Here is a 19,366-nt window from a genome sequence, read left to right as displayed (position 1 = left end):
CGCAGCCTTCCGGCCGCCAGCGAACAGGGGATGCGCCGTCAGCCCTGGAGCGAGCGGATGCCAGCGTGGGTCTCGCGAGCGACGCGCGCTGTCGGGTGCGACAGCAGGGAGCCCTTCCGGCGCCCCGCCAGCGAGGTTCGAGCCGTGCCGTCAGCCCTGGAGTGAGCGGAAGACGGCGTGGGTTTCGAGCAGGTGCTTCGCGGACTTGGTGCCCGTGAGCACGTAGCCGGAGAAGCGCTGCCGGAGGATGTGCTGGAGCGACTCCCTCGCGGACCGCGTGGGCTCCCGCCCCTCCTCCTGGACGAGCTGCCCCATGGCGAAGGGACGGTTGACCAGGACCTGCAGCCCGTGGCGCGCGGCCAGCTCGAACGCGGGCGCGAGCGTGGTGTTCAGCGCGTTGAACGGGAACTGGAGGAACGAATACACGCCCACGTCACACGCGGCCTCGGCCGCGGCCACGTCGCTCACGCTGACGCCCACGTGACGCACCCCGAGCGTCCCCGCGTACTCGAGCACGCGCAGCACCTCGGGCGAGCTCACGTTGGCCGCCGTGGCCTTGTGCACCTGGAGCAGGTCGATGCGCCCGAGCAGCCGCACGCTCTCGTCCAGGCTCCTGCGAAGCGCGTCGTACGAGTGGTCCGTGAACGACGCCTGCTTCCCCGCGTCCCAGTGCTCCCCCAGCTTGGTGGCGACGAAGACGGAGCTGCGCTCGGCGCCGAGCCGCGACAGGAAGGCGCCGAAGCGCTGCTCGCTCGACCCATACGCGGGCGCGGTGTCGTAGCAGCGCACCCCCAGCTCGAACGCGGTGTCGAGCAGGTGTTGTCCATCCGCCTCGGTCGGAGGTGGCTCGGAGCGATAGCCCCACGCGCGCCCGAGCGAGAGCAGCCCGAGCCCCAGTCCCACCGCGCTCATGACTTCACCTTCGGGTGATAGAAGGCCTGCGGCTTCACGTCCTCGGCGCGGAACACGCCGTTGCCCAGGATGACCTGCCCCACCTCGAGCACGAGCCCCCGCGCCGTCCCCGAGCCCTTCAGTACCGCCGCGCGCGCGTCCGGGTCCGCGTCACTGAAGGGCGCGCCCGCCGCCAGCTTGCAGCTGTCCACCGTGATGGCCCCGAGCAGCTGTGTGCCAGAGCCGAGCGAGCACTCGCCGAACACCGACGCCCCGCCGAGATAGCGGCCCCCATCGCCGATGCGGATGCACGCGCCGGGACGGTTGGCCTTCGCGGTGAATCCGCCCTCGCCGAACTGGTTCCCATCGCCCACGAGGATGGCGCCCGTCTCCGCGGCCAGCAGCGTGCCGGTGTGCAACACATTGCGATTCCCCAGCCGCAGCTCGGCCGTGGGCGCGCAGGTGAGCGTGACGCACGGGTAGAGGACGTTGCCCTCGCCCAGCTTCAGGTGCCGCGAGATGAGGACGGAGAACGGGTCGTAGATGACGTTGCCGGTGTCCGCGAGCGCGAGCACCTCCGTCACCGTCAACAACCCTGCGGAGCGCCGGGGCGCGTCCAGGGCCGCGAGCAGCTCAAGCCGCATGGTGGGCCTCCCGCGCGACGGAGGCGAGGCTGGCGTGGAGCACGTCACACGGCCGCTTCGCGATGAGCCCGTCCTCCAGCCGCTCGTAGAGCCGCGCCGTGAGCACGTCGGTGAGGAACGGCGCCTCGGTCATCTTCCCCGGCAGGATGCAGATGTGGCCCGGCACCGGCTCGTGGATGGCGATGTTGAGCGAGCGCGCGGACGTGGCATCCGGCGCGAAGTCCACCTTGGTGCAGGCGACGTCGCTGTACGTGCCCGCGTTCTTCCAGCCCGGCACCAGGCGCTCCAGCGCGCGGTGCAGGTTGTCGGCGCGCTCGGGCACGACGAGGTAGTCGGGGTTCGCGCACAGGAGCGCGTCCTCGTTGAGCCCCACGACGCTGTAGTCCCCGTGGTGCATCATCGCCGCCTCGTGCGGGTCCACGTAGAACAGCCCGTGGCCGCCCAGCCGAGGCACCACCACCAGGTGGCTCTTCCAGTAGCGGATGGGCAGCTCCAGCTCGAAGAACTGGCGGAACAAGTCCCGCGCGCCGAAGCCCGTCGAGTAGACGAACAGCCGCGACTCCAGCTGCAGCGTCGAGCCGTCCGCCATGACGACGGTGGCCTCCGAGCCGCGCACGTGCTCCAGCCGGGCGCCGGTGAGCACCTCGGCGCCGCCCTGCTGCGCGGAGGTGAGCAGCTTGCGGTACAGCATCCGCGTGTTGATGCTCACGTCCGCCACCTCGAACACCTCCGAGGCCCGCGTCAGGTCCGCCGACGGGAAGCGCGCGGAGGCCTGCGCCTTCGTCAGCGGCCGATAGGACACGCCCGCTTCGTCCCAACGCGACACCAGCTCCTGGAGCCGGTCCGCGTCCCGCACCAGCACCATCGGCGGACGGTCCGCGTCCTCCACCGCCTCCGGCGCGAACGCGCGAATCTGCTCGTGGCCGTAGATGCAGCGCCGCGCCACCTGCACCGCCGCCTGCCGGTCCTTCACCGAGCCCGCGTGATAGCTGCCCCGGTGCAGCCAGCCCTCGTTGCGCGTGGACGGCCCGCTCGCCAACGTCGGCTGCTTCTCCAACAACAACAACCGCAGGCCGAGCCGCGCCAGCTTGTGGCTCGCCATCAATCCCGTCACCCCGCCCCCCACCAACACCACGTCATATCGCTGCAGGTTTCGCGTCACGGAGGTCTCCCCAAAAGGCTCGCGGCCCCCCGTCAGACAGTGTTCATGACGGAGAGTTTTCATAATCGTGACTTGCACGATTAACTTGATTTGCAACTATTGACGGTTCGCGTCTGACTTCGGAAGGACGCGCCGGGTGCGGCGTCCGGCCTCATGTCAGACATCGTCCGGAGTCGGTGGCGCGAGGCAGCCCGGAGACAACGGGCTGTCACGCTCCGCGCGACGGCGCCGCTGGCATCGCCGCCAGGAGCCCTCCCGAAGCCCCGTGGCGCACGCCCTCCGTGACGGGAGGGGTCCACCCGCGTCCGTGGGAACGCCAAGCAACGGCGCTCGGACATCCGAGGTTCCACGCCCGAGCGGGCGAAGAGGGCCACGCCGCGCCCGAACGACCAGCGCCGCCGCGCTCACGCGGCGCTTGCCCACAAGTCCCCCACACGCCTGACGGGAGCGCGCACGGCGCGACGAGCCCCAGGCGGACCGAAGCAAACACACCGGCTGCGTTCACCTTGAAATCCTTCAGGAGGCGTGAGCGCGTGCGAGGTCTGTTCAAGTGGGCTGGCTGTGCGGCGATGCTGGTGGCGTGTGGCGGTCCGGAGACGGACGAGGCGCTGGAGGCCGGCGACGACCCGGGCACGCGGCTGGCGAGCGTGACGCTCCCCGAGGGCCAGTCCATCTCGTTCCACGAGGTGCCCGACTACGGCATCGTCACCGTGGTGAAGGGCCCGCGCGGCACGCCCATGCCGGACGCGGCGGCGTTCGACGGGATGCCCATCACGGAGGTCTACCGCAAGCTGTCCGGCGGGCAGGAGCCGCCCGCGAAGCTGGTGGAGGCCGCCAGCCGCGCGCCGTCCATGCTGCACCTGACGCCCACCCGCGAGGCCCTGGCGCCCGAGGGGCCGGCCCGCAGCTCCGCCGACGTGGGGCCCGGCGGCGTCAGCCAGCAGGCCCTGCCGGACACCGCGTGGTGGTCAGCCAACTTCTGCCAGGGGCTCAACCAGGAGTACGACGCCATCTGGTGCCCGACGAACGTGTACAGCTGGGCGCACTCCGGCTGGGGCCCGGTGCAGAAGTACTACCAGGCCTGCGCCACCACGGGTGAGGCCACGGGCACGCTGTGGCTGGAGCGCTGGGGCAGCGGCGCGTGGCAGCGCCTGCAGACGGCCAGCCTGCCCAGGTGGTGGTGGACGTGCACGTGGGCGGTGGGCGCGGCGCAGTACCGCTCCGGCATCGACGCCACCGCGAACGCGCTCTTCGTGGAGCGCTACCGCTATGCCATCCCCAACATCGTCGCCAACCTGTCGGACTTCCCGAGCGACCGCAGCTACACGGGCTTCTCCGACAACCTCCAGGGCCTCACCCACGACGCCCACTACTGGTACCAGACGCGCAACGCGACGAACTTCTGGAAGGACGAGTCCACCGAGGGACTCATCGCCTGGTGGCCGATGGCGGGGCTGAACAACAACCCCGGCGGCACCTACCGCATGCCCTCGCCCTGGTACAACGCGGGCTTCCGGCACTACGGCGACCTGGTGCACGTCAACGGCTACCTCTACATCGCCATGGACGGCCCGGGGCGCAGCGGCGCGGTGGGCGTGTTCAACACGAGCATGCAGTACATCGGCTATGCGTCCCTGCCGCAGTGGGAGGGCGGCGTGGCCTTCATCGCGCACAACCCGCGTGACGGCCTGTTCTACGCGGTGACGAACCACCCGGGCTACACGGTGCTGCGCGGCTATCAAATCACGCTGTCCGGCACGACGGTGTCCATCACGCACAAGCGCACGCTGTCCTTCTCGAGCAACATCCCGCAGGGCACCTGGATTCAAGGCGGCAAGATTTCCGCGCGCGGCAACCTCTACGTGAGCGTGGGCGGCGGAGGCCAGACGTCCGGCATCTACATGGTGGACGTCGTCAACGGGTACGTGCAGGGGTACTACTACGTCCCCTATGGCTCCACCGACGAGTTCGAGGGCCTGGACCTCTGGGATTTGGACGCGGACCCGCGCATGGGCGCGCGCGGCCAGATTCACATGCAGAAGATCAACATCGACCTGCCCGGCTTCGACGACGACTACTGGCTGGGCCACTACCGCGTGGATGACCCGAGCCGGCTGTAGGCGCTCAGGGGCCAATCACATCAGCGCCAACACACTCCTGCCGTGGCGCTGGAACAAAGCCTGACATATGGGCCTGGAAGACAATCCAGATTCCGGGCGCCGTCTGTCGATGACATGATTGCGGGCACACCTCGCCGTCCCATCGGAGCCTGCAATGACTCTCCCCGGTCGAGCGCTGTTCCTCGCATGTGCCGCCATCGCCTCGCTGCTCACGGGCTGTTCCGGGCCCGACGAGGCCTCCGTCGGCGCTGACCCCGTCTCCGAGGCGACGTCGTCCGAGTCCGCCCTGGCCTCCTGCACCAGCACCACCCAGACGGCGTGCCGGATGGAGGCCGGGTGCTCGTGGAACGCCGGCTGCTGCGGCGGCCTGTGCCTGCCCACCAGCCAGACCTGCCCCATCACCTGCCCGCCGCCCGAGTCCTGAGCGACGCGCGCACCGCCCCAAAAAACAACCGCGCGGTCAGCCGTCACCTCGGGAGGACTCCCGGGAGTGACAGCCACCGCGCGGTGAAGGACTCGGAACGCCCCCCCTTCCCGCTCAGGAACCCGCTGAGGCTCCCGGAGCGTCCCGAATCACAGGGCCCGACGGGCGAAGGCCACCCCGTCACGTCGAGCCCCGGGCACCTTCCAGCGTGCCCGGGTCCTGCAACGACAGTCGCGAGCTAGTTCACGCCGACGGCGGTCCAGCTCTCCTTCACCTTCGCCACCTCGGCCGAGTCCGCGCCGTACAGGTCCGTGGCCGCCTTGATGGTGGCCGTGCGCGCCTGGGCGAACGTGGTGCTGGGCGTCATGTAGTGGGCCAGGGCGCGGTAGTAGATCTTCAGGCCCTTCTCCATCCCGATGCCGTCCTTCACCTCGATCTTGGACGTGCGGTTGGTGCCACCGTTGGCCAGCAGGTAGAACGCGTTGTTCGCGATGCCGCTGGAGCCGTGGACCTCCGTCTGCTTCGGGTAGTCCTTGTAGTTGTCGATGGAGTAGTTGTCCTTCTTCGGGTCGTCCATGTACCGCAGGCCGTCCGTGTCATCGCCGTTGGTCGGCGTCCACGCCGTCTCGCCGATGGTCCAGTTGAACTTCACGGCCGGGTTCTGCGTGGACGCGTACCACTCCACGCCCGCGCCCATGATGTCGCTGAAGGCCTCGTTCAGGCCGCCCGACTCGCCGCGGTAGATGAGGCCGGCGGTGCGCTCCGTCAGGCCGTGGGCGATTTCGTGGCCCGCGATGTCCAGCGCGGTGAGCGGACCGGAGTCCACGCCGTCGCCGTCGCCGTAGCTCATCTTCTCGCCGTCCCAGTACGCGTTGACGAAGTTCTCGCTGACGTGGACGTAGGAGACGAGCTTCTCACCCTTGCCGTCGATGGAGTCGCGGCCGAGGATGTTCTTCAGGAAGTCGTACGTCATCGCCGCGCCGTAGTGCGCGTCGACGGCGGCGCGGTTGCGCTCCGGGTCCGTGGCCTCGCCCCAGACGTTGTTGTCGTCCTTGATCTGCGTCTGGCCGCTGGCCTCTTCCTGGTTGCGCGCGTCGTACGTGGCCACGCCCTTGCCGCGCGTGCCGTCCTCGAGCGTGTACGTGCCGTCCGCCTGCTTCTTCGTCTCCAGGGCCACCTTGCCGCTGTAGATGGACGTGTCGTCCGCGGCGCCAGGGGTCGTGGGGGTGGTCGGGTCCGTGGGCGGCTGCTGCGTCGCCTTGGGGGTGATGGACAGGCCCCACTTGACCAGCTTGCCCTTGTCTCCCGCGGCGTGGTCGCTGACCTTCAGCGTCCACTCACCCTTGGCGGACTCGCCCGCGAAGGCGCTCAGGTCGAAGTCCTGCTTGATGTTGTCCGCGCTGCCGCCCGTGCGGTTGTGCACGTCGAACGTCTTGCCCGAGGGGCTGGTCAGCGTGACCTTCAGGTCCCCCTTGTACGAGTGGGTGATGTCCAGGGACAGCTTGAGCTTGTCCACCGTGACGTCGTCGGCGACCGTCACCTTGGAGGTGACCGAGCCCTTGTCCTTGATCTGCGCGTTGGGCGTCGTGGAGACCTTCACGTCCGCGGGGGCCGCGGCAGCGCCCTTCGTCCCGGCGGCGCCCTTGGTGGCGGCCGCGTCACCCGTGCCGTGCGTGGCGCAGGGGCAGTTCTTGAAGCCGTCGATGGTGTTGAACTTCTCGTAGACCTTCCCGCTGTTCGCGTCGATGAAGTAGTTCATCTTGCGCGGGTTCTCGGTGGCCGTGGTGTCGGCGACCTCCACGCGGTACGCGGAGCGGTACTCGCCCGACGGGTCCTTGTAGATGATGCGCTCGGAGTGCGGCTGGCGGTCCGGCGTGCCGTTGAACTCCTTGAGCGCGATGTCCAGCACCTGCGCGTTGGACAGCGCGGGCTTCTGCGTGCCCAGGCCCGAGGGAATCTTGGTCTGGTCACCCGTGACGCTGTCGACCTTGCCGTCCTTGGCCAGGTGCGCGACGACCTGCTCGCCGTAGACCTTCACGCCCTCGTGCTGCCGGTCCAGGCGCACGTGCGTCATGCCCAGCTCGTCCCGCTCCACGTTCTTGGGGACGAAGGAGGGGTACTGGATGCCGCCGCGCAGGCCCTGCGAGGGGAGCTTGGTGCCCACGTCCAGGTGCTGCAGCGCGGTCTGGATGGCGCTCTGCGCCTCCTTGCTGTCCAGCGCCAGGCGGCCGACGGGGGGCGGCAGCGGCTTGAGCGTGCTCTCCGCGCGGGCCAGGTCGGACGTCTTCGCGGCCGGGCCGAACCCGTCCTTGATGACGTTCGCGGCCGTCGGGGTCTTCGCGGCGCTCTTGGGCCGAGCCTCGGAGGAGATGGTGGGGAGGACCGTCGGCTTCGAACCTTCAGTGCGGCGAATGCTCATGGGGGTCTCAGGACTCCATACGAGGTGGCTGAAGAGTTATCGCGAGAATGTATCAAGAAGTTGCGCTCATCGCGAAACGAAGGCCCGCACGCACCGGGAGCCGCCGGTGCGCACGAGCCTTCTTGCTTTTCGAGAAGCCGCCTCGGGCGCGCTTCAGCTCACATGAAGTTGAAGGGCGTGGAGACGGAGAGTGTGTGGATGAGCTGGTCCGTCTCGGCGGTGGGGCGGCGGGTGAAGACGTTGAGGTAGCCGACCTCCACGGCGGAGTGGTCGCCCAGCTTCCAGCCGACGCCCACGAAGGCGCGGTTCATGTCGAAGCCCCGGCGGGGGCCGCTGTCCACGGAGTTGAGGTGGACGAAGGCCTCGTCCCAGACGATGAGCGACAGCCGCCCCTCGGCGGCCACGGGCAGCGCGCCGCGCAGCATCACGCGGGCGCGATGGGACACCTCCGTGGTGCCCGGCAGGAACCGCTGCTCCAGGCGCGCCCGCACCACCGTCCGCACCTCGCCCAGCCTCGGAGTGAACAGGAGTTGCTGGTACAGGCGGCTCTCGTTCTGGCGGAGGGCGGGGTCTCCATCCCAGACCCAGACGGGAATCCAGCCGTAGCCCAGCCACAGGGAGAGGTCCTGGGTGACACGGGTGCCGCCGGCGGCGCGGAGGATGGCGCGGGCGTCGTCCTCGCCGAAGCGGGGCTGGGCCTCCAGGTAATAGAGGAACGGCTCGGCGATGGGGCCCTGCGCGCTGACGGTGTACCAGAACTGCGCCTCGGAGCTGATGGGTCGGGCGAGGGCGGCCGGGGAAGCGACGACGCAGAGCAGGAGGACGAGGAGGCGGGGGAGGTGCGAACGCATGGTGTGTGCCTAGAGCATGAACAGCACCCGCTCAATCCGTCCGTGCCAGCGAACGTGGCCCGGACAACGAAGGGCGGACGCGGGGGGTGTCAGGCCTCTCAAAGAGGCCCGGGCCCGGGCGAAAGCAACTCCGTGCGTGTGAGGGGCGGACGCGCGGGGCGCATGGCTTGACCCGAGGGCGCGGAGGCGTGCGACGCTTCGGGTTGCTCGCGTCGTCCCCCCACGCGCGTCTGGCCCGTCCCCCTCCTGGAGTCCCCCTCATGGCCACGAGTGCTTTCTCAGCCCTCATGAATGTCTCGCAGCTGCTGTTGGAGAAGGGCTTCGAGCCCGGCAACGTCACGTCCGCGCTCGGCCAGGTGGGCGCGGCGTTGGATGTGGACCGGGTCTACATCTTCGAGAACAGCACCGCGCCCGACGGGAAGCTGTTGTGCAGCCAGCGCTACGAGTGGACCGCGGCGAGCGCCTCCGCGCAGCAGGACAACCCCGAGCTGCAGAACGTGCCCTATGACGCGGTGATGCCGTCGTGGGTGGAGCCCCTGTCCTCGGGGCGGGTGCTCAAGGGCGCGCCGCGCGACTTCCCCTCGCCCGCGAGGGAGCTGTTGGAGAGCCAGGACATCCGCTCGCTGCTCGTCTGTCCCATCGTGCTGGGCGGCGAGTGGTGGGGCTTCGTGGGCTTCGATGACTGTCGCACCGAGCGCACCTGGCCGGGCGAGGAGAGCCACGTGCTCCAGGCCCTGTCCAACGCGCTGGCGGGCTCGCTGCGCCACGCGCGCCTGCGCAACACGCTCCACAGCGTGCAGACGCAGTTGCGCTCCATCATCGAGCGCTGCGCCTCCACCGCGTCCTGAGACGCCGTCAGTCCGTCCGGGCGAGGCCGAGCCCGTCGAAGACCGCCTGCAGCACGAGCAGCACCCCGGCGATGAGCCACGGATAGGGGCCCCTCCGGGCCCCGTCCGGCAGTGAGCCCCGGTACAGCCAGATGCCCGCGAGGATGACGGCGGCCTCGACGGTGAAGTCCAACACGCGGTCGTCATAGAGACGCAGGCCCACGCGAGGGCCTCCGGGCCACAGCCACAGGTGGCTGGTGAGCCAGTCCGTGAGCAGATGGGAGAGCACCAGCGAGGCCAGGACGAGGCCCGCGGTGACACCTCGCCAGCGCCACCCCAGCAGGCCCACGAGCACGGACCACCCGCTCGCCGACAGGAGCGTGTGACTCCAGGCGGTGTGGGTGTTGTCGAGGCCAGCGACGTCGACGAGCACATCCACGACATCGAGGAACACGGCGGCCCCGCATAACGCGGCGAGCGGAGCCCCCGAGGGGACGCGACGCGCGGCGAGCGCGAGCCCCACGTGGCCCAGGTACATCAGCGTCCTCGCCGCGCGAGGAAGTCGAGCAGCACCACCACGCCGATGGGGACGCCGAAGCCGACCAGCAGGAGCCACGAGGCCATGGCCAGAAGCCTACCGCGCCAGGCGAACCCGAACAGCTCCACGCTGGCGCGCCACCGCACCACGTCCAACGGCGACGGGACGGAGCCGCTCGCCAGTGACTTCACGCGCGGGGTCTGGAACTCCCACTGGGGCAGCGCACGGACGTGGAGACGTACACGGTCGAGCTTCCCTCGAGCGCGCGGCCTTGGCGTCAGGTGACGGGCCCGGCGGGGCTGTTCGCCGCCGGGTCCTCGTCACGGACTACCACTGGGCGGGGTCGGCGTCGGCGAAGGTGGTGCCGACGCCAATCTCGTCGAACCAGATGCTGCGGTTGGGCTGGCTGCCCTGCATGTAGCCGTCGTCGTACCAGCCATTGGCATACAGGCCGACGCGGAACTGGAAGTAGCGGTCGTCGGCGATGGTGGTGTTGAGGTTGTACTGCTCGAGCACCTTCACGCCGTCGAACCACAGCTTGTAGAAGCCCGTCCCGTCGCTCGCCCACTTCGCCTGGATGACAATCTTGTGCCACACCCCGGCCGACACCGTGGCCAGGTTGCCGAAGGTCACCGTCTTCTGGTTGCAGATGGTGCCCTGCTTCACCCGCGTGAAGAGCTGGTTGCCGGAAATCCACACCATGCTGGACGGCATGTAGTCGTCGCAGCCGGTGTCGGAGAAGTCCGCGATGAACTGCGCGATGTTGTAGGACTGCGGCTGGAACTGCCAGTCCTGCTGCAGCCGGAAGGCGAAGCCGTAGAAGCCGGTGTCGCCGCGGCGGTACACGTTGGTGCGCATCACCTCCGAGTGGTAGCGCCCGCCGTACGACGCGTCGTGAATCTGCGTCATCTTGAGCGCCGTGCCTCCTTCGTAGGTGACGTTCGTCACCTCGTTCACCGAGCCCTGGTGCTCCCGGTTCACCGAGCTCCACCCGGCCAGCGTCCCCGTGTTGCGGAACAGCGGCGCGGCGTGGGCGACCAGCGCGAACGACACCAGCGAGGCTCCTGCGATGACTCCCAGCGTTCTCGTCTTCATGGCTCTCGGAAGGGTGAGGGGTTGGGCCTGTGCGGCCTCCCCGACCTCATATCCAGAATAAACTGAATAAACAGACTTGACTGTCCGAGGCGTCGACTATCGAGCGAAGGGTGGTTCCGGGGGACGGAGGGGCGGTGGGGCACTAAGGTGGGGTGCGATGAGTGACTCGGGCGGACAGGCGTCGGCGAAGCTGGTCATCGAGGTGAAGGACCTGCACAAGACCTTCGGGGACAACGCCGCGCTGAGGGGCGTGAACCTGGAGGTGCCCGAGGGCACGACGTGCGTGCTGATGGGGGTGTCGGGCTCCGGCAAGTCGGTGCTGATGAAGCACATCATGGGGCTGATGAAGCCGGACCGGGGCTTCGTGAAGGTGTACGGGGACGAGGTCGCGAAGATGGACGAGGCGACGCTGAACCAGATGCGTCGCCAGCAGGGGGTCCTCTTCCAGGCGAATGCCCTGTTCGACTCGCTGAACGTCTACGACAACGTGGCGTTCCCGTTGCGGGAGCGCACGAAGATGTCGGAGGAGGAGATCCGGCAGACGGTGGACAAGACGTTGGCGATGGTGGGGCTGTCGCATGCCACCACGCGGTTCCCGGGGGAGCTGTCGGGCGGCATGCAGAAGCGCGTGGGCTTCGCGCGCGCGGCCATCCTGCAGCCGAAGATCCTGCTCTACGACGACCCCACCGCCGGTCTGGACCCGCTCACGACGGCGTCGGTGAATGAGATCATCTTCACGGGCAAGCAGCAGCTGGGCGCCACGTCATTGGTGATTACGCCGGACGTGGCGTCGGCGTTCGGCATGGCGGACCACCTGGCGCTGATGCACGAGGGGAGAATTGTCGAGCACGGGCCGCCGGACTCCTTCCGTGAGTCCCAGCACCCCGCGGTGCAGGCATTCCTCAAGAACTACCTGCGGCGACGCGCACAGCGGGGGCGGACGACGTAGGGCCCCGTCAGGACAGGACGGGCCCGAGCTCTCACGGCGTGCAGTAGCGGACCGCGTCCAGGAACTGCCCGTCGTCCGTGGTCGCCGTGTACATCGTCGCCATGCGACGGGGTGCCACCTTCTCCATCAGCACCCACATCGCGTGCTCATTCAGGGGCATCAGCGCCAATCCTGGTGTCCGCTCCACCGGTGCGTCGCCCGGGTCTTGCGTCCACAGCCGCCCCCAATAGAGCGGCGTGTTGTTCTCCCCCGGCTCAAAGAATCTCGACAGCCAGGACAGCCGCAGCACACCGTCGTCGACGAAGGCTCCGAACCAGGGAATATAGCCGGGGGTGTCCTTCAGCCAGGTCACCGGCTGGCCGCCCTCGAACAGGTGGCCCGCCACGCGAATCCAGCGGAGGGACTCCGGCGCCTCACGGCTGCGCCACACCAACACCGGCGAGGCGAGCGGAGCCCCCGCCAACTCACCCAGGTCGACCAACTGCGGGACTGGCTGCTCCGACGTCGTGAAGGATCTCTCCTCGCCCACCTGCTCCAGCGCCGCGTCGAGTCGGCGTACCCGGACGGTGCCCTGACCCGACCCCGACTCCTCCGTCAGCGCCACGAGGAGCTCACCATTGCGCAACCACAGCGCACTCGCCGGAGCGGGCGTCCATCCGGACGGGCTCTCGAAGAGTGCCTTGGGCGCCACGAGCACCTGCCCCTTCGAATCCACCATGGTGCCCATCACCTGGATGGGAGGAGTCAGGGGCCCTCCCGTCGTCCAGAGCACCACCAATCGGTCATGCTCGGTCGACGCGGCCACCACCGTGGGCCCGTCATCCGTGGGCCGGTCGAGCAGCCGATACTCCAGCACCTCACCGTCCGGCCCTCGCTTGGGTGCCCCATTCGCCTCGAGCGGGACGAGGTAGGCATTGAGCGGGGGCACCAGGAAGTTCTCGGTGGAGTAGTACAGCGCGGGCCCTTCCGAGGTCCGCACCAGCTTCGAGGAGCGCACGTACTGTCGAGCCGTCCCCGTGCGCACCCAGGCCATCGGCACGCTCGACGTCTCCTGGACCTCCAGGTCGTCGTCCAGCCGGAGGACGCGCGCCTCTTCAGCCCCATCGAATACCGGCACCAACACCCCCGCCTCCGTCCGGAGGCTGGAGATCTTCCCTCTCTCGTACCCTCCACGAAGGGCCGTGACGCGTGACTCCTTCGGCGGGTCCGTCACCCCATCACAGTCATTGTCCAACCCATCACACCGCGTCTCCGAGCTCTCGTAGTCCGCGCCATAGGAGAGCGCCGTGCACTCCGGCTCATACGCCCCATCCACCAGCGCGCGCCTGGCTCCCGCGCAGACACCGTGTTGCTTCTCGCAGGCCAGCGGGTCCGTGCCTGCATCACCGGGCCCGGCGTCTCCCGAACCTCCGTCGCCACGCGTGCCACCGCTGTCCTCCACCACCGTGCCCGCGTCCCCCTTCCCACCCGAAGATTCGCACCCCGCCATCGCCAGACACGACAGGACCACGCCAGACCACCAGAGCCGTGCATTCATTCACCGAAGCCTCGCACGGCATCGTGTGAACAAGCCAATCATCGTTGCGGCACGACGCCCTCTGCAAAGCACCCGTACAGCCCAGCCCACACGCATGGAGGAATCGCAACCAGACGGGTCGAGTTCCATCGACTTGTACCGCCAGCAGCCTGGCGCTATCTCGGTGTGCCATGAATGCACATGACGCCCCCATGAATGCGGCAGGAATCCTCGCCCTGCTGCTCGGGACGGCTTGCGGCTCCGCCACCGTGGGCGGCGTCGGTAGTGGCCCAGCCACCGCGAAATGGGTGGGCCCGTCCGTTCCCTCCCCGGAAGGGGGAATGGTACAGACGGTCATCTACTACGGCCCGTGGCAATGCAACGCCACGTACATGGCTCAGTGCGAAAGCCGCTGCGCCAGGGAGGGGCATGCGCTGTTGGGTTGCATCTGGCTTGCCGACATCAAAGGAGACTGGACGGGTCGCCTCCTCGGTCTTCCCGCCAAGGCAGGCACTCGCTACGCCGTGAAGCACTGTTGCTGCAGCTATCCCGAAGTGAGCAGCGCGGAGGAGCTGCGCAGGTTCTGGGACAATGCGCGCAGGACGTTCCGGCGCGGTTGGGCGGAGGAGTTCGGGGCATGGCCTCAGTCAGGCGGAAGGAACTGGCCGGGCCACCACATCCACGACCTGCTGCATGGGGGCGCTCCCGTCGCGAGGTCCAACGTCCTGCCTGTTCCGGAGGACGTGCACAAACTCCTCAATGACGCGTACCCTGCCTGCTACTCCTGAGACCCGCGGTGGCTCTCCATCGGCCCCGAGAAACCCTACGTGGACTGACGATGACGCTGGATGAACTCCTCGCCGAAATCTCTCGAGCCCATCACCCACACCCACCAGCCACCCGCGCGGCGATTGCCGACTTCGAAGCACGCGTCGGATGGAAGCTCGACGACGAGCTGCGCGCCTTCTATCTGCACAGCAATGGCGCCGAGCTCTTCGAGCCCTTGCCCGAGGCGCGCTACAGCATCCTGTCCCTTGCGGAAATCCGCCGTGCACGCATCGCGATTCGCGGAAGGGACGAGGAGTCGGCCGGCCCTCCCGACTGGTGGACACTCGTCGATGTCCAAGATGGCGACTACGCCCTCGTGGACGTCGCTTCCGCTCCGTCGCCCTATCCGCTCCTGGATGGCTGGCACGAGGGCTATCCACAGCGCTGTCGGCGCATTGCCTCCTCGTTCCGTGAGTTCCTGGAACGCGCACTCACGGGAGGAGACCGCATCTACTGGCTCAACGAGTAGGGCCCGTCAGGACAGGACGGGCCCGCGTCTCACGACTTCACTGCGTGCAGTAGCGAACCGCGTCCAGGAACAGCCCCTCGTCCGTGGACACCATGTACATCGCCGCCATGCGCCGGGGCGCCACCTTCTCCATCAACACCCACTGCGCCTCCGCCGTCAGCCGCATCGGCTCCAGCGCCGGCGTCCGCTCCACCGCCGCCACTCCCGGCTCCTGCGCCCACAACCGACCCCAGAATCTCGACGCGCCGCCCTCGCCCTGGTCATACACCTTCGACAACCAGGACAGCTGAACCACTCCGTCACCACCGTGCGCGCCGTACCACGGCACGAACCCCTCGGGCTCCTCCGTCCACGTCGCGGGCATCCCGCCCTCGAACAGGCTGCTCGTCACCTGAATCCGGGCACGGAAGTCCGGCGCCTCCCGCGCCCGCATCACCAACACCGGCGACACCAGCGGCTCTCCCGCCGCCTCGCCCCGGTCCACCAACAACGGCATCGGTGACTCGGAGGCCGTGAACACCCGCTCCTCCCCCACCTGCTCCAACGCCTCATCGAGCCGGCGCACCCTCACCACCTCCTGCGTCACCCCCGACTGCGACTCCCCCATCGCCACCAATACCTCCCCATTGCGCAGCCACAGCACACTCGCCGGATACGGCGTCCCTCCCGACGTGCTCTCGAACAGCACCTTCGGCGCCACCAGCACCTGCCCCCGCGCATCCGTCACCTTCCCCATCACCTGCAGCGGCGGCGCCTGCTCCGAACCGGCTCGCCACAACACCACCACCCGCTCCCCCGTCGGCGACGCCGCCACGAACGACTCCGAGCTGTCGAACTCCCGGTCCAACACCGGGTACTCCACCAGCGCGCCCCCATCGTCCGTCCTCGGCGCACCCTCCCCATCCAGCGGAACCAGCAACGCCCGCAGCGGCGGTGAAACCCCGTCCGTCGTCGCGTAGTACAGCGCGGGCCCCTCCTCCGTACGCACCAGCCTCGCGCTGCGCGGCATCCCCGCCGCCCCACCCGTGCGCGTCCACGGATACGGCACCCCCGAGCTCCCCTGGAGCACCAGGTTCGAATCCAATCGCAGGATGCGCGCCTCGCTCGCCGAATCCAGCACCGCCACCCACACCCCCGTCTCCGTCCGGAGGCTCGACACCAGCCCACCGTGCACAGAGCCGCTCAGCGCCGCCACCCGAGACGTGCTCGACGGGTCCGTCACCCCATCACAGTCATTGTCCAACCCATCACACCGCGTCTCCGTGCCCTCGTAGTCCTCGCCATAGGAGAGCGCCGTGCACACCGACTCATACACACCATCCACCTTCGCGCGCTTCGCCCCCGCGCAGACCCCGTGCGTCTTCTCACACGGCGGCCCCGCCTCCACCACGCCCCCATCCGCGCCCGCGTCCACCGGTCCCGCGTCCGGCGTGCCCGAGTCCGGCGCCCCCGCATCGGGCCTTCCCGCATCCGGCCCCTCGGAGACACCCGCGTCGTCGTCCACCACCGGCCCCGGCCCACCCTTGTCCCCAGACGAACCACAGGCCGTCATCACACACATCAGCAACAACCCCATCCCCACCTGAATACACTTGGCTTGCATGTGACCCAGGTTGCACGCGACCCACCTCGAAAGCCACGACAACCCGAGTCTCGCGAAACATTGCATTCTCGGAATGCAACGCCACGACAATCCAACCACTGTCACGGAAACACCGTGCACCCCGACTGCAGACATGAACTCCGGCTGATACAAACGCGAACGCCCGCGAGGGCACGGGGCTCTCGCGGGCGTCCGAAGTGTTGACTCCTCAGCGATTGAGGCCGATGCGCGGACCCGAGCCCGGCGGCACGCAGGTGTAGGTGACCTCCTGGCCCGCCGTCTTCGCGTAGTTGCGCAGCGCCGCGTCGGACACGCTCGCCGTGGTGCCGTCATCCGGGATGAAGCCGTTGCCCGACGGACTGAAGAGGAAGCCCTTCACCCGCCCGCCCAACGCCACCTTCGCGACGAGGTCGCACTCCGTCACGCCCGTCCCCAGAATCTTCGAGGCGAACGGCGTGCGCGCGCGCTGCAACAGCAGGTCGATGCGCGGCCCCACCGCCGAGGCGTTGGTGCTCGTCAAGGTCACCTGCTGCCCGACGATGGGCGCCAGGTCCGTGTCGAACGCGAGCAACAGCTGCTCCACGTCCCGCCGCGTGGCGTCCGGGTTGTTCAGCGGGAAGCCCACGCCGATGCTCGGGATGAACACGATGGCCGACAGGAAGCGCGCCATGGTGTCCACCGCGCCGTCGTGCACGAAGCCAAACCCACGCACCTGGTCCCCCTGCCAGCCGCTGTCCGGCGCCAGGAAGAAGGGCGTCGTCGGGTTACCGAACATGCCGACCTTCTGATACATGTTGCGCAGGTGCGGAATCTTCACGATCTGCGGGATGTTCTCGAAGCTCGCCATGCCATCCGTGCCGTAGAAGCCCTGCGCCGGGCTCAGCCGGTGACACCCCTCACACGTGAAGCCCAGCCCCTCTCCGAACGGGAGGCCATCCGAGCGGCGTGAGCCCGCGTAGAAGTCCAGCCCCCGCTGCTGCGCCGCGGTGAGCGAGTTGTCCAGGTTGCGCACCGGGTTGGGCGGCAGCTGCACCTGCAGCTGGAAGTCGGTGAAGCGTTGCATCTCCGCCTGCGTGGGCGCGGTGGAGCGGCCCAGGAGCCCCTCGAACGCGACGATGAAGTTCATGAACGACAGATTGGGGTCCGTGCCCGACGTGCCGAAGAAGCCCGTGGAGCGGTCACCGCGCCAGTGCATCGGGCCCGACACCACCATGCCGCGCAACGTCTGCGTCGTCATGGGACCCTTCATCGGGTGGAAGTCCTCCACGTTGCCCGAGCCGTTGATGTGCGGCTTGAGCAGCTCCGCCGCGCCCAACAGGCGCCCTGGAATCGGGTTCTGCGTCACGTCGTCATCCGGGTTGCCCAAATCCCACGCCAGGTCGTCCATGTCGCCGAAGATGTGGCAGCTGGCGCACGAGGCCTCGCCGTTCGCGGAGAACGTCGCCGCGTCGTAGAGGATGGGGCGGCCCTGCACCACGGAGGCGGGCTCCGGGTTGGGCAGCACCTGCTTGCCCAGCTCCGCGCGCGTGGCCAGGTCGATGACCTTCACCGCGTTGTCGAAGCGGGTCAGCACGTAGAGGCGATTGCGCGCCTCGTCCAGGATGAGGCCGCTGGGGCCACCGCCGCTGACGGGGATGTAGGCCGCGCTGTTGAGCCGGGGGTTGAAGCTGTCCGCCTCCAGGGCCTGCGTGTCGAACACGCCCACCTTGCTGGAGCTGTACGCGGCCACGTACAGCGTGCGCCCGTCCGAGCTCACCGCCATGTCCACCGGCGTGGCCAGGCTGTGGTTCTTCGCCGTCCGGTCGAAGGCCGGGTCCGTGGCCAGCTTCGAGTAGTCCAGGTGTTTGTTGAGGTGCCGGGGCAGCACGCTGCCGCCGAGGATGGCGGTGATGCGCGTCTCCGCCAGGTGGCCCTGCACCGTGGTGCCGCCGTAGTTGCCGGGGCCCTCGAAGCGCACGTGGTTGAAGGCCTCCGTGTTGGACACGTACACCGTGCCCGTCACCGGGTTGGTCACCATGTTGAACAGCGTGGTGCCCACCTGCGAGTACGCCGCCTTCTGCCCCAGCGAGTTCGCGTCCACCGCGAAGACGTCCTGGTCCGGCAGCCGGAAGCGCACCGCGTTGTTCCAGTTGCGCCCCAGCTCGTCCTGCCACTTGCCGGCCTGGTTGTTGTACTTCACGATGAGCGCCACCTCGGGCGCGCGGATGCCCTCGTGGTTGGTGGCGGGGCCGGGGCTGCCGCCCGGATAGATGGAGCCGTTCACCAGACAGGGCAGGTAGGGATTGAAGCCCTCACAGACGGTCTCCTCCAGGATGGACGTCGTCTGGTTGCCCGACTTGAAGACGGCCGCGTACACCGTCTGCTTGTCCGGGCTCACCGTCAGCGCGCGCGGGGTGTCACCGAAGAAGTTGAGGATGCGCACGGGCGTGCCGCCCAGCGAGGTGCCCAGGTTGGCCGGGTCGAACACCCAGACGTCCGCGCGGCCCACGCCCGGCGTGGTCAGCTTCGGGTCTCCGGCGCCCGGCACCGCCGCGATGGACGCGTGCGTGCGGTGCTGCCCGCGGTGCGCCGTGGTGATGAAGGCCCGGCCCCCCGTGCCCGCGAAGACGATGTCGCGCGGCTCGTCCCCCACCAGCAGCGTGCGCACCACGCGCGGCGTGCCCGTGAGCGACACCACGCTCACGCTGTCCGACAGGTGGTTGACCACCCAGACCTCATTGTCATTGCGCGCGGCGACGGCGATGGGCTCCAGGCCCACCTGCACGCGCGACTGGAGCGTCAGGCCATTGGCGCCCACGGTGAAGATGGACAGGCTGTTGTCCGGCGTGTTCACCGCGAACAGCCGCGTGCGGTCCGGCGACAACGCCAGCGGGCGCACCTGGCCACTCTCGAAGGCGATGAACGACGGCGGCGCCGCCCGCGCGGGGGTGAAGCCCGGCGACATGACGGCGAGCAGCGCCGCCGCCGCCAGCAAGGACTTCTGGATGCCTCTGAGTCTCGTGGGAGTCATGGGGATGCCAGACCTCGGGG

At 68.7% G+C, this 19,366-nt stretch carries 16 protein-coding genes; 5 read left to right on the top strand and 11 right to left on the bottom strand.

Annotation, left to right across the window (positions count from 1 at the left end; genetic code table 11):
* Nucleotides 1-150 precede the first annotated feature (150 nt).
* Genes K8640_RS34155 through K8640_RS34145 form a run of 3 tightly spaced genes read right to left on the bottom strand, consistent with a single transcriptional unit; the run spans nt 151 to nt 2,697 of the window.
* Entirely contained in the window at nt 151-912 is a 762-nt protein-coding gene (locus K8640_RS34155; protein WP_223750904.1) for an aldo/keto reductase, read from the bottom strand.
* Nucleotides 909-1,535, bottom strand: a complete 627-nt coding sequence (locus tag K8640_RS34150; protein WP_223750903.1) for a hypothetical protein — start codon at nt 1,533-1,535, stop codon at nt 909-911. Before K8640_RS34150 ends, K8640_RS34155 begins: the two co-directional genes overlap by 4 nt.
* Complete coding sequence (locus K8640_RS34145) at nt 1,525-2,697, bottom strand: FAD-binding oxidoreductase (RefSeq protein ID WP_223750902.1); 1,173 nt, start codon at nt 2,695-2,697, stop codon at nt 1,525-1,527. Before K8640_RS34145 ends, K8640_RS34150 begins: the two co-directional genes overlap by 11 nt.
* 533 nt (nt 2,698-3,230) lie before the next feature.
* Between K8640_RS34145 and K8640_RS34140 the strand changes: the two genes are divergently transcribed.
* Nucleotides 3,231-4,817, top strand: coding sequence for a hypothetical protein (locus tag K8640_RS34140; protein ID WP_223750901.1), 1,587 nt, complete (start codon nt 3,231-3,233; stop codon nt 4,815-4,817).
* A 154-nt stretch (nt 4,818-4,971) separates the two neighbouring features.
* A complete protein-coding gene (locus tag K8640_RS34135; RefSeq protein WP_223750900.1) occupies nt 4,972-5,241 on the top strand; it encodes a hypothetical protein in 270 nt (89 codons plus the stop codon).
* Between the two features lie 238 nt (nt 5,242-5,479).
* Here K8640_RS34135 and K8640_RS34130 read toward each other — a convergent pair whose 3' ends face one another.
* The gene (locus K8640_RS34130; protein WP_223750899.1) at nt 5,480-7,660 is read right to left on the bottom strand and encodes a M4 family metallopeptidase; all 2,181 of its coding nucleotides are present in this window, start codon (nt 7,658-7,660) and stop codon (nt 5,480-5,482) included.
* Between the two features lie 158 nt (nt 7,661-7,818).
* Nucleotides 7,819-8,511: a DUF2490 domain-containing protein gene (locus K8640_RS34125; protein WP_141325980.1), complete on the bottom strand. Its 693-nt coding sequence runs from the start codon at nt 8,509-8,511 to the stop codon at nt 7,819-7,821.
* Nucleotides 8,512-8,771: 260 nt separating this feature from the next.
* Here K8640_RS34125 and K8640_RS34120 point away from each other — a divergent pair, with 260 nt between their 5' ends.
* On the top strand, nt 8,772-9,359 hold the full coding sequence (locus K8640_RS34120) for a GAF domain-containing protein (protein ID WP_223750898.1): 588 nt from the start codon (nt 8,772-8,774) through the stop codon (nt 9,357-9,359).
* 7 nt (nt 9,360-9,366) lie between these two features.
* On the opposite strand, the gene K8640_RS34115 is transcribed toward K8640_RS34120, so the two are convergent.
* From K8640_RS34115 to K8640_RS34105, 3 genes are all read right to left on the bottom strand, one after another.
* Entirely contained in the window at nt 9,367-9,876 is a 510-nt protein-coding gene (locus K8640_RS34115) for a metal-dependent hydrolase (protein WP_223750897.1), read from the bottom strand.
* Nucleotides 9,876-10,067 (bottom strand): hypothetical protein, encoded by a 192-nt coding sequence (locus tag K8640_RS34110; RefSeq protein ID WP_223750896.1) that lies wholly within the window; start codon nt 10,065-10,067, stop codon nt 9,876-9,878. The genes K8640_RS34115 and K8640_RS34110 overlap by 1 nt, the downstream gene beginning before the upstream one ends.
* Nucleotides 10,068-10,203: 136 nt before the next feature.
* The gene (locus K8640_RS34105; protein ID WP_223750895.1) at nt 10,204-10,971 is read right to left on the bottom strand and encodes a polysaccharide lyase; all 768 of its coding nucleotides are present in this window, start codon (nt 10,969-10,971) and stop codon (nt 10,204-10,206) included.
* Nucleotides 10,972-11,128: 157 nt separating this feature from the next.
* Here K8640_RS34105 and K8640_RS34100 point away from each other — a divergent pair, with 157 nt between their 5' ends.
* Nucleotides 11,129-11,920, top strand: coding sequence for an ABC transporter ATP-binding protein (locus K8640_RS34100; RefSeq protein WP_141325976.1), 792 nt, complete (start codon nt 11,129-11,131; stop codon nt 11,918-11,920).
* A gap of 31 nt (nt 11,921-11,951) precedes the next feature.
* On the opposite strand, the gene K8640_RS34095 is transcribed toward K8640_RS34100, so the two are convergent.
* Nucleotides 11,952-13,457, bottom strand: coding sequence for a putative metal-binding motif-containing protein (locus K8640_RS34095; protein WP_223750894.1), 1,506 nt, complete (start codon nt 13,455-13,457; stop codon nt 11,952-11,954).
* A gap of 817 nt (nt 13,458-14,274) precedes the next feature.
* Between K8640_RS34095 and K8640_RS34090 the strand changes: the two genes are divergently transcribed.
* Nucleotides 14,275-14,733: an SMI1/KNR4 family protein gene (locus tag K8640_RS34090; protein ID WP_223750893.1), complete on the top strand. Its 459-nt coding sequence runs from the start codon at nt 14,275-14,277 to the stop codon at nt 14,731-14,733.
* Between the two features lie 37 nt (nt 14,734-14,770).
* Here the strand turns inward: K8640_RS34090 and K8640_RS34085 are convergent, their stop codons facing one another.
* Both K8640_RS34085 and K8640_RS34080 read right to left on the bottom strand, forming a co-directional pair.
* The gene (locus K8640_RS34085) at nt 14,771-16,336 is read right to left on the bottom strand and encodes a putative metal-binding motif-containing protein (protein ID WP_223750892.1); all 1,566 of its coding nucleotides are present in this window, start codon (nt 16,334-16,336) and stop codon (nt 14,771-14,773) included.
* 208 nt (nt 16,337-16,544) lie between these two features.
* Nucleotides 16,545-19,346 (bottom strand): YncE family protein, encoded by a 2,802-nt coding sequence (locus tag K8640_RS34080; RefSeq protein WP_223750891.1) that lies wholly within the window; start codon nt 19,344-19,346, stop codon nt 16,545-16,547.
* Nucleotides 19,347-19,366 lie beyond the last annotated feature (20 nt).

This window comes from Myxococcus sp. XM-1-1-1, assembly GCF_020037095.1.
GTDB lineage: Bacteria > Myxococcota > Myxococcia > Myxococcales > Myxococcaceae > Myxococcus > Myxococcus fulvus.
This window is presented reverse-complemented; position numbering and strand designations above follow the sequence as displayed.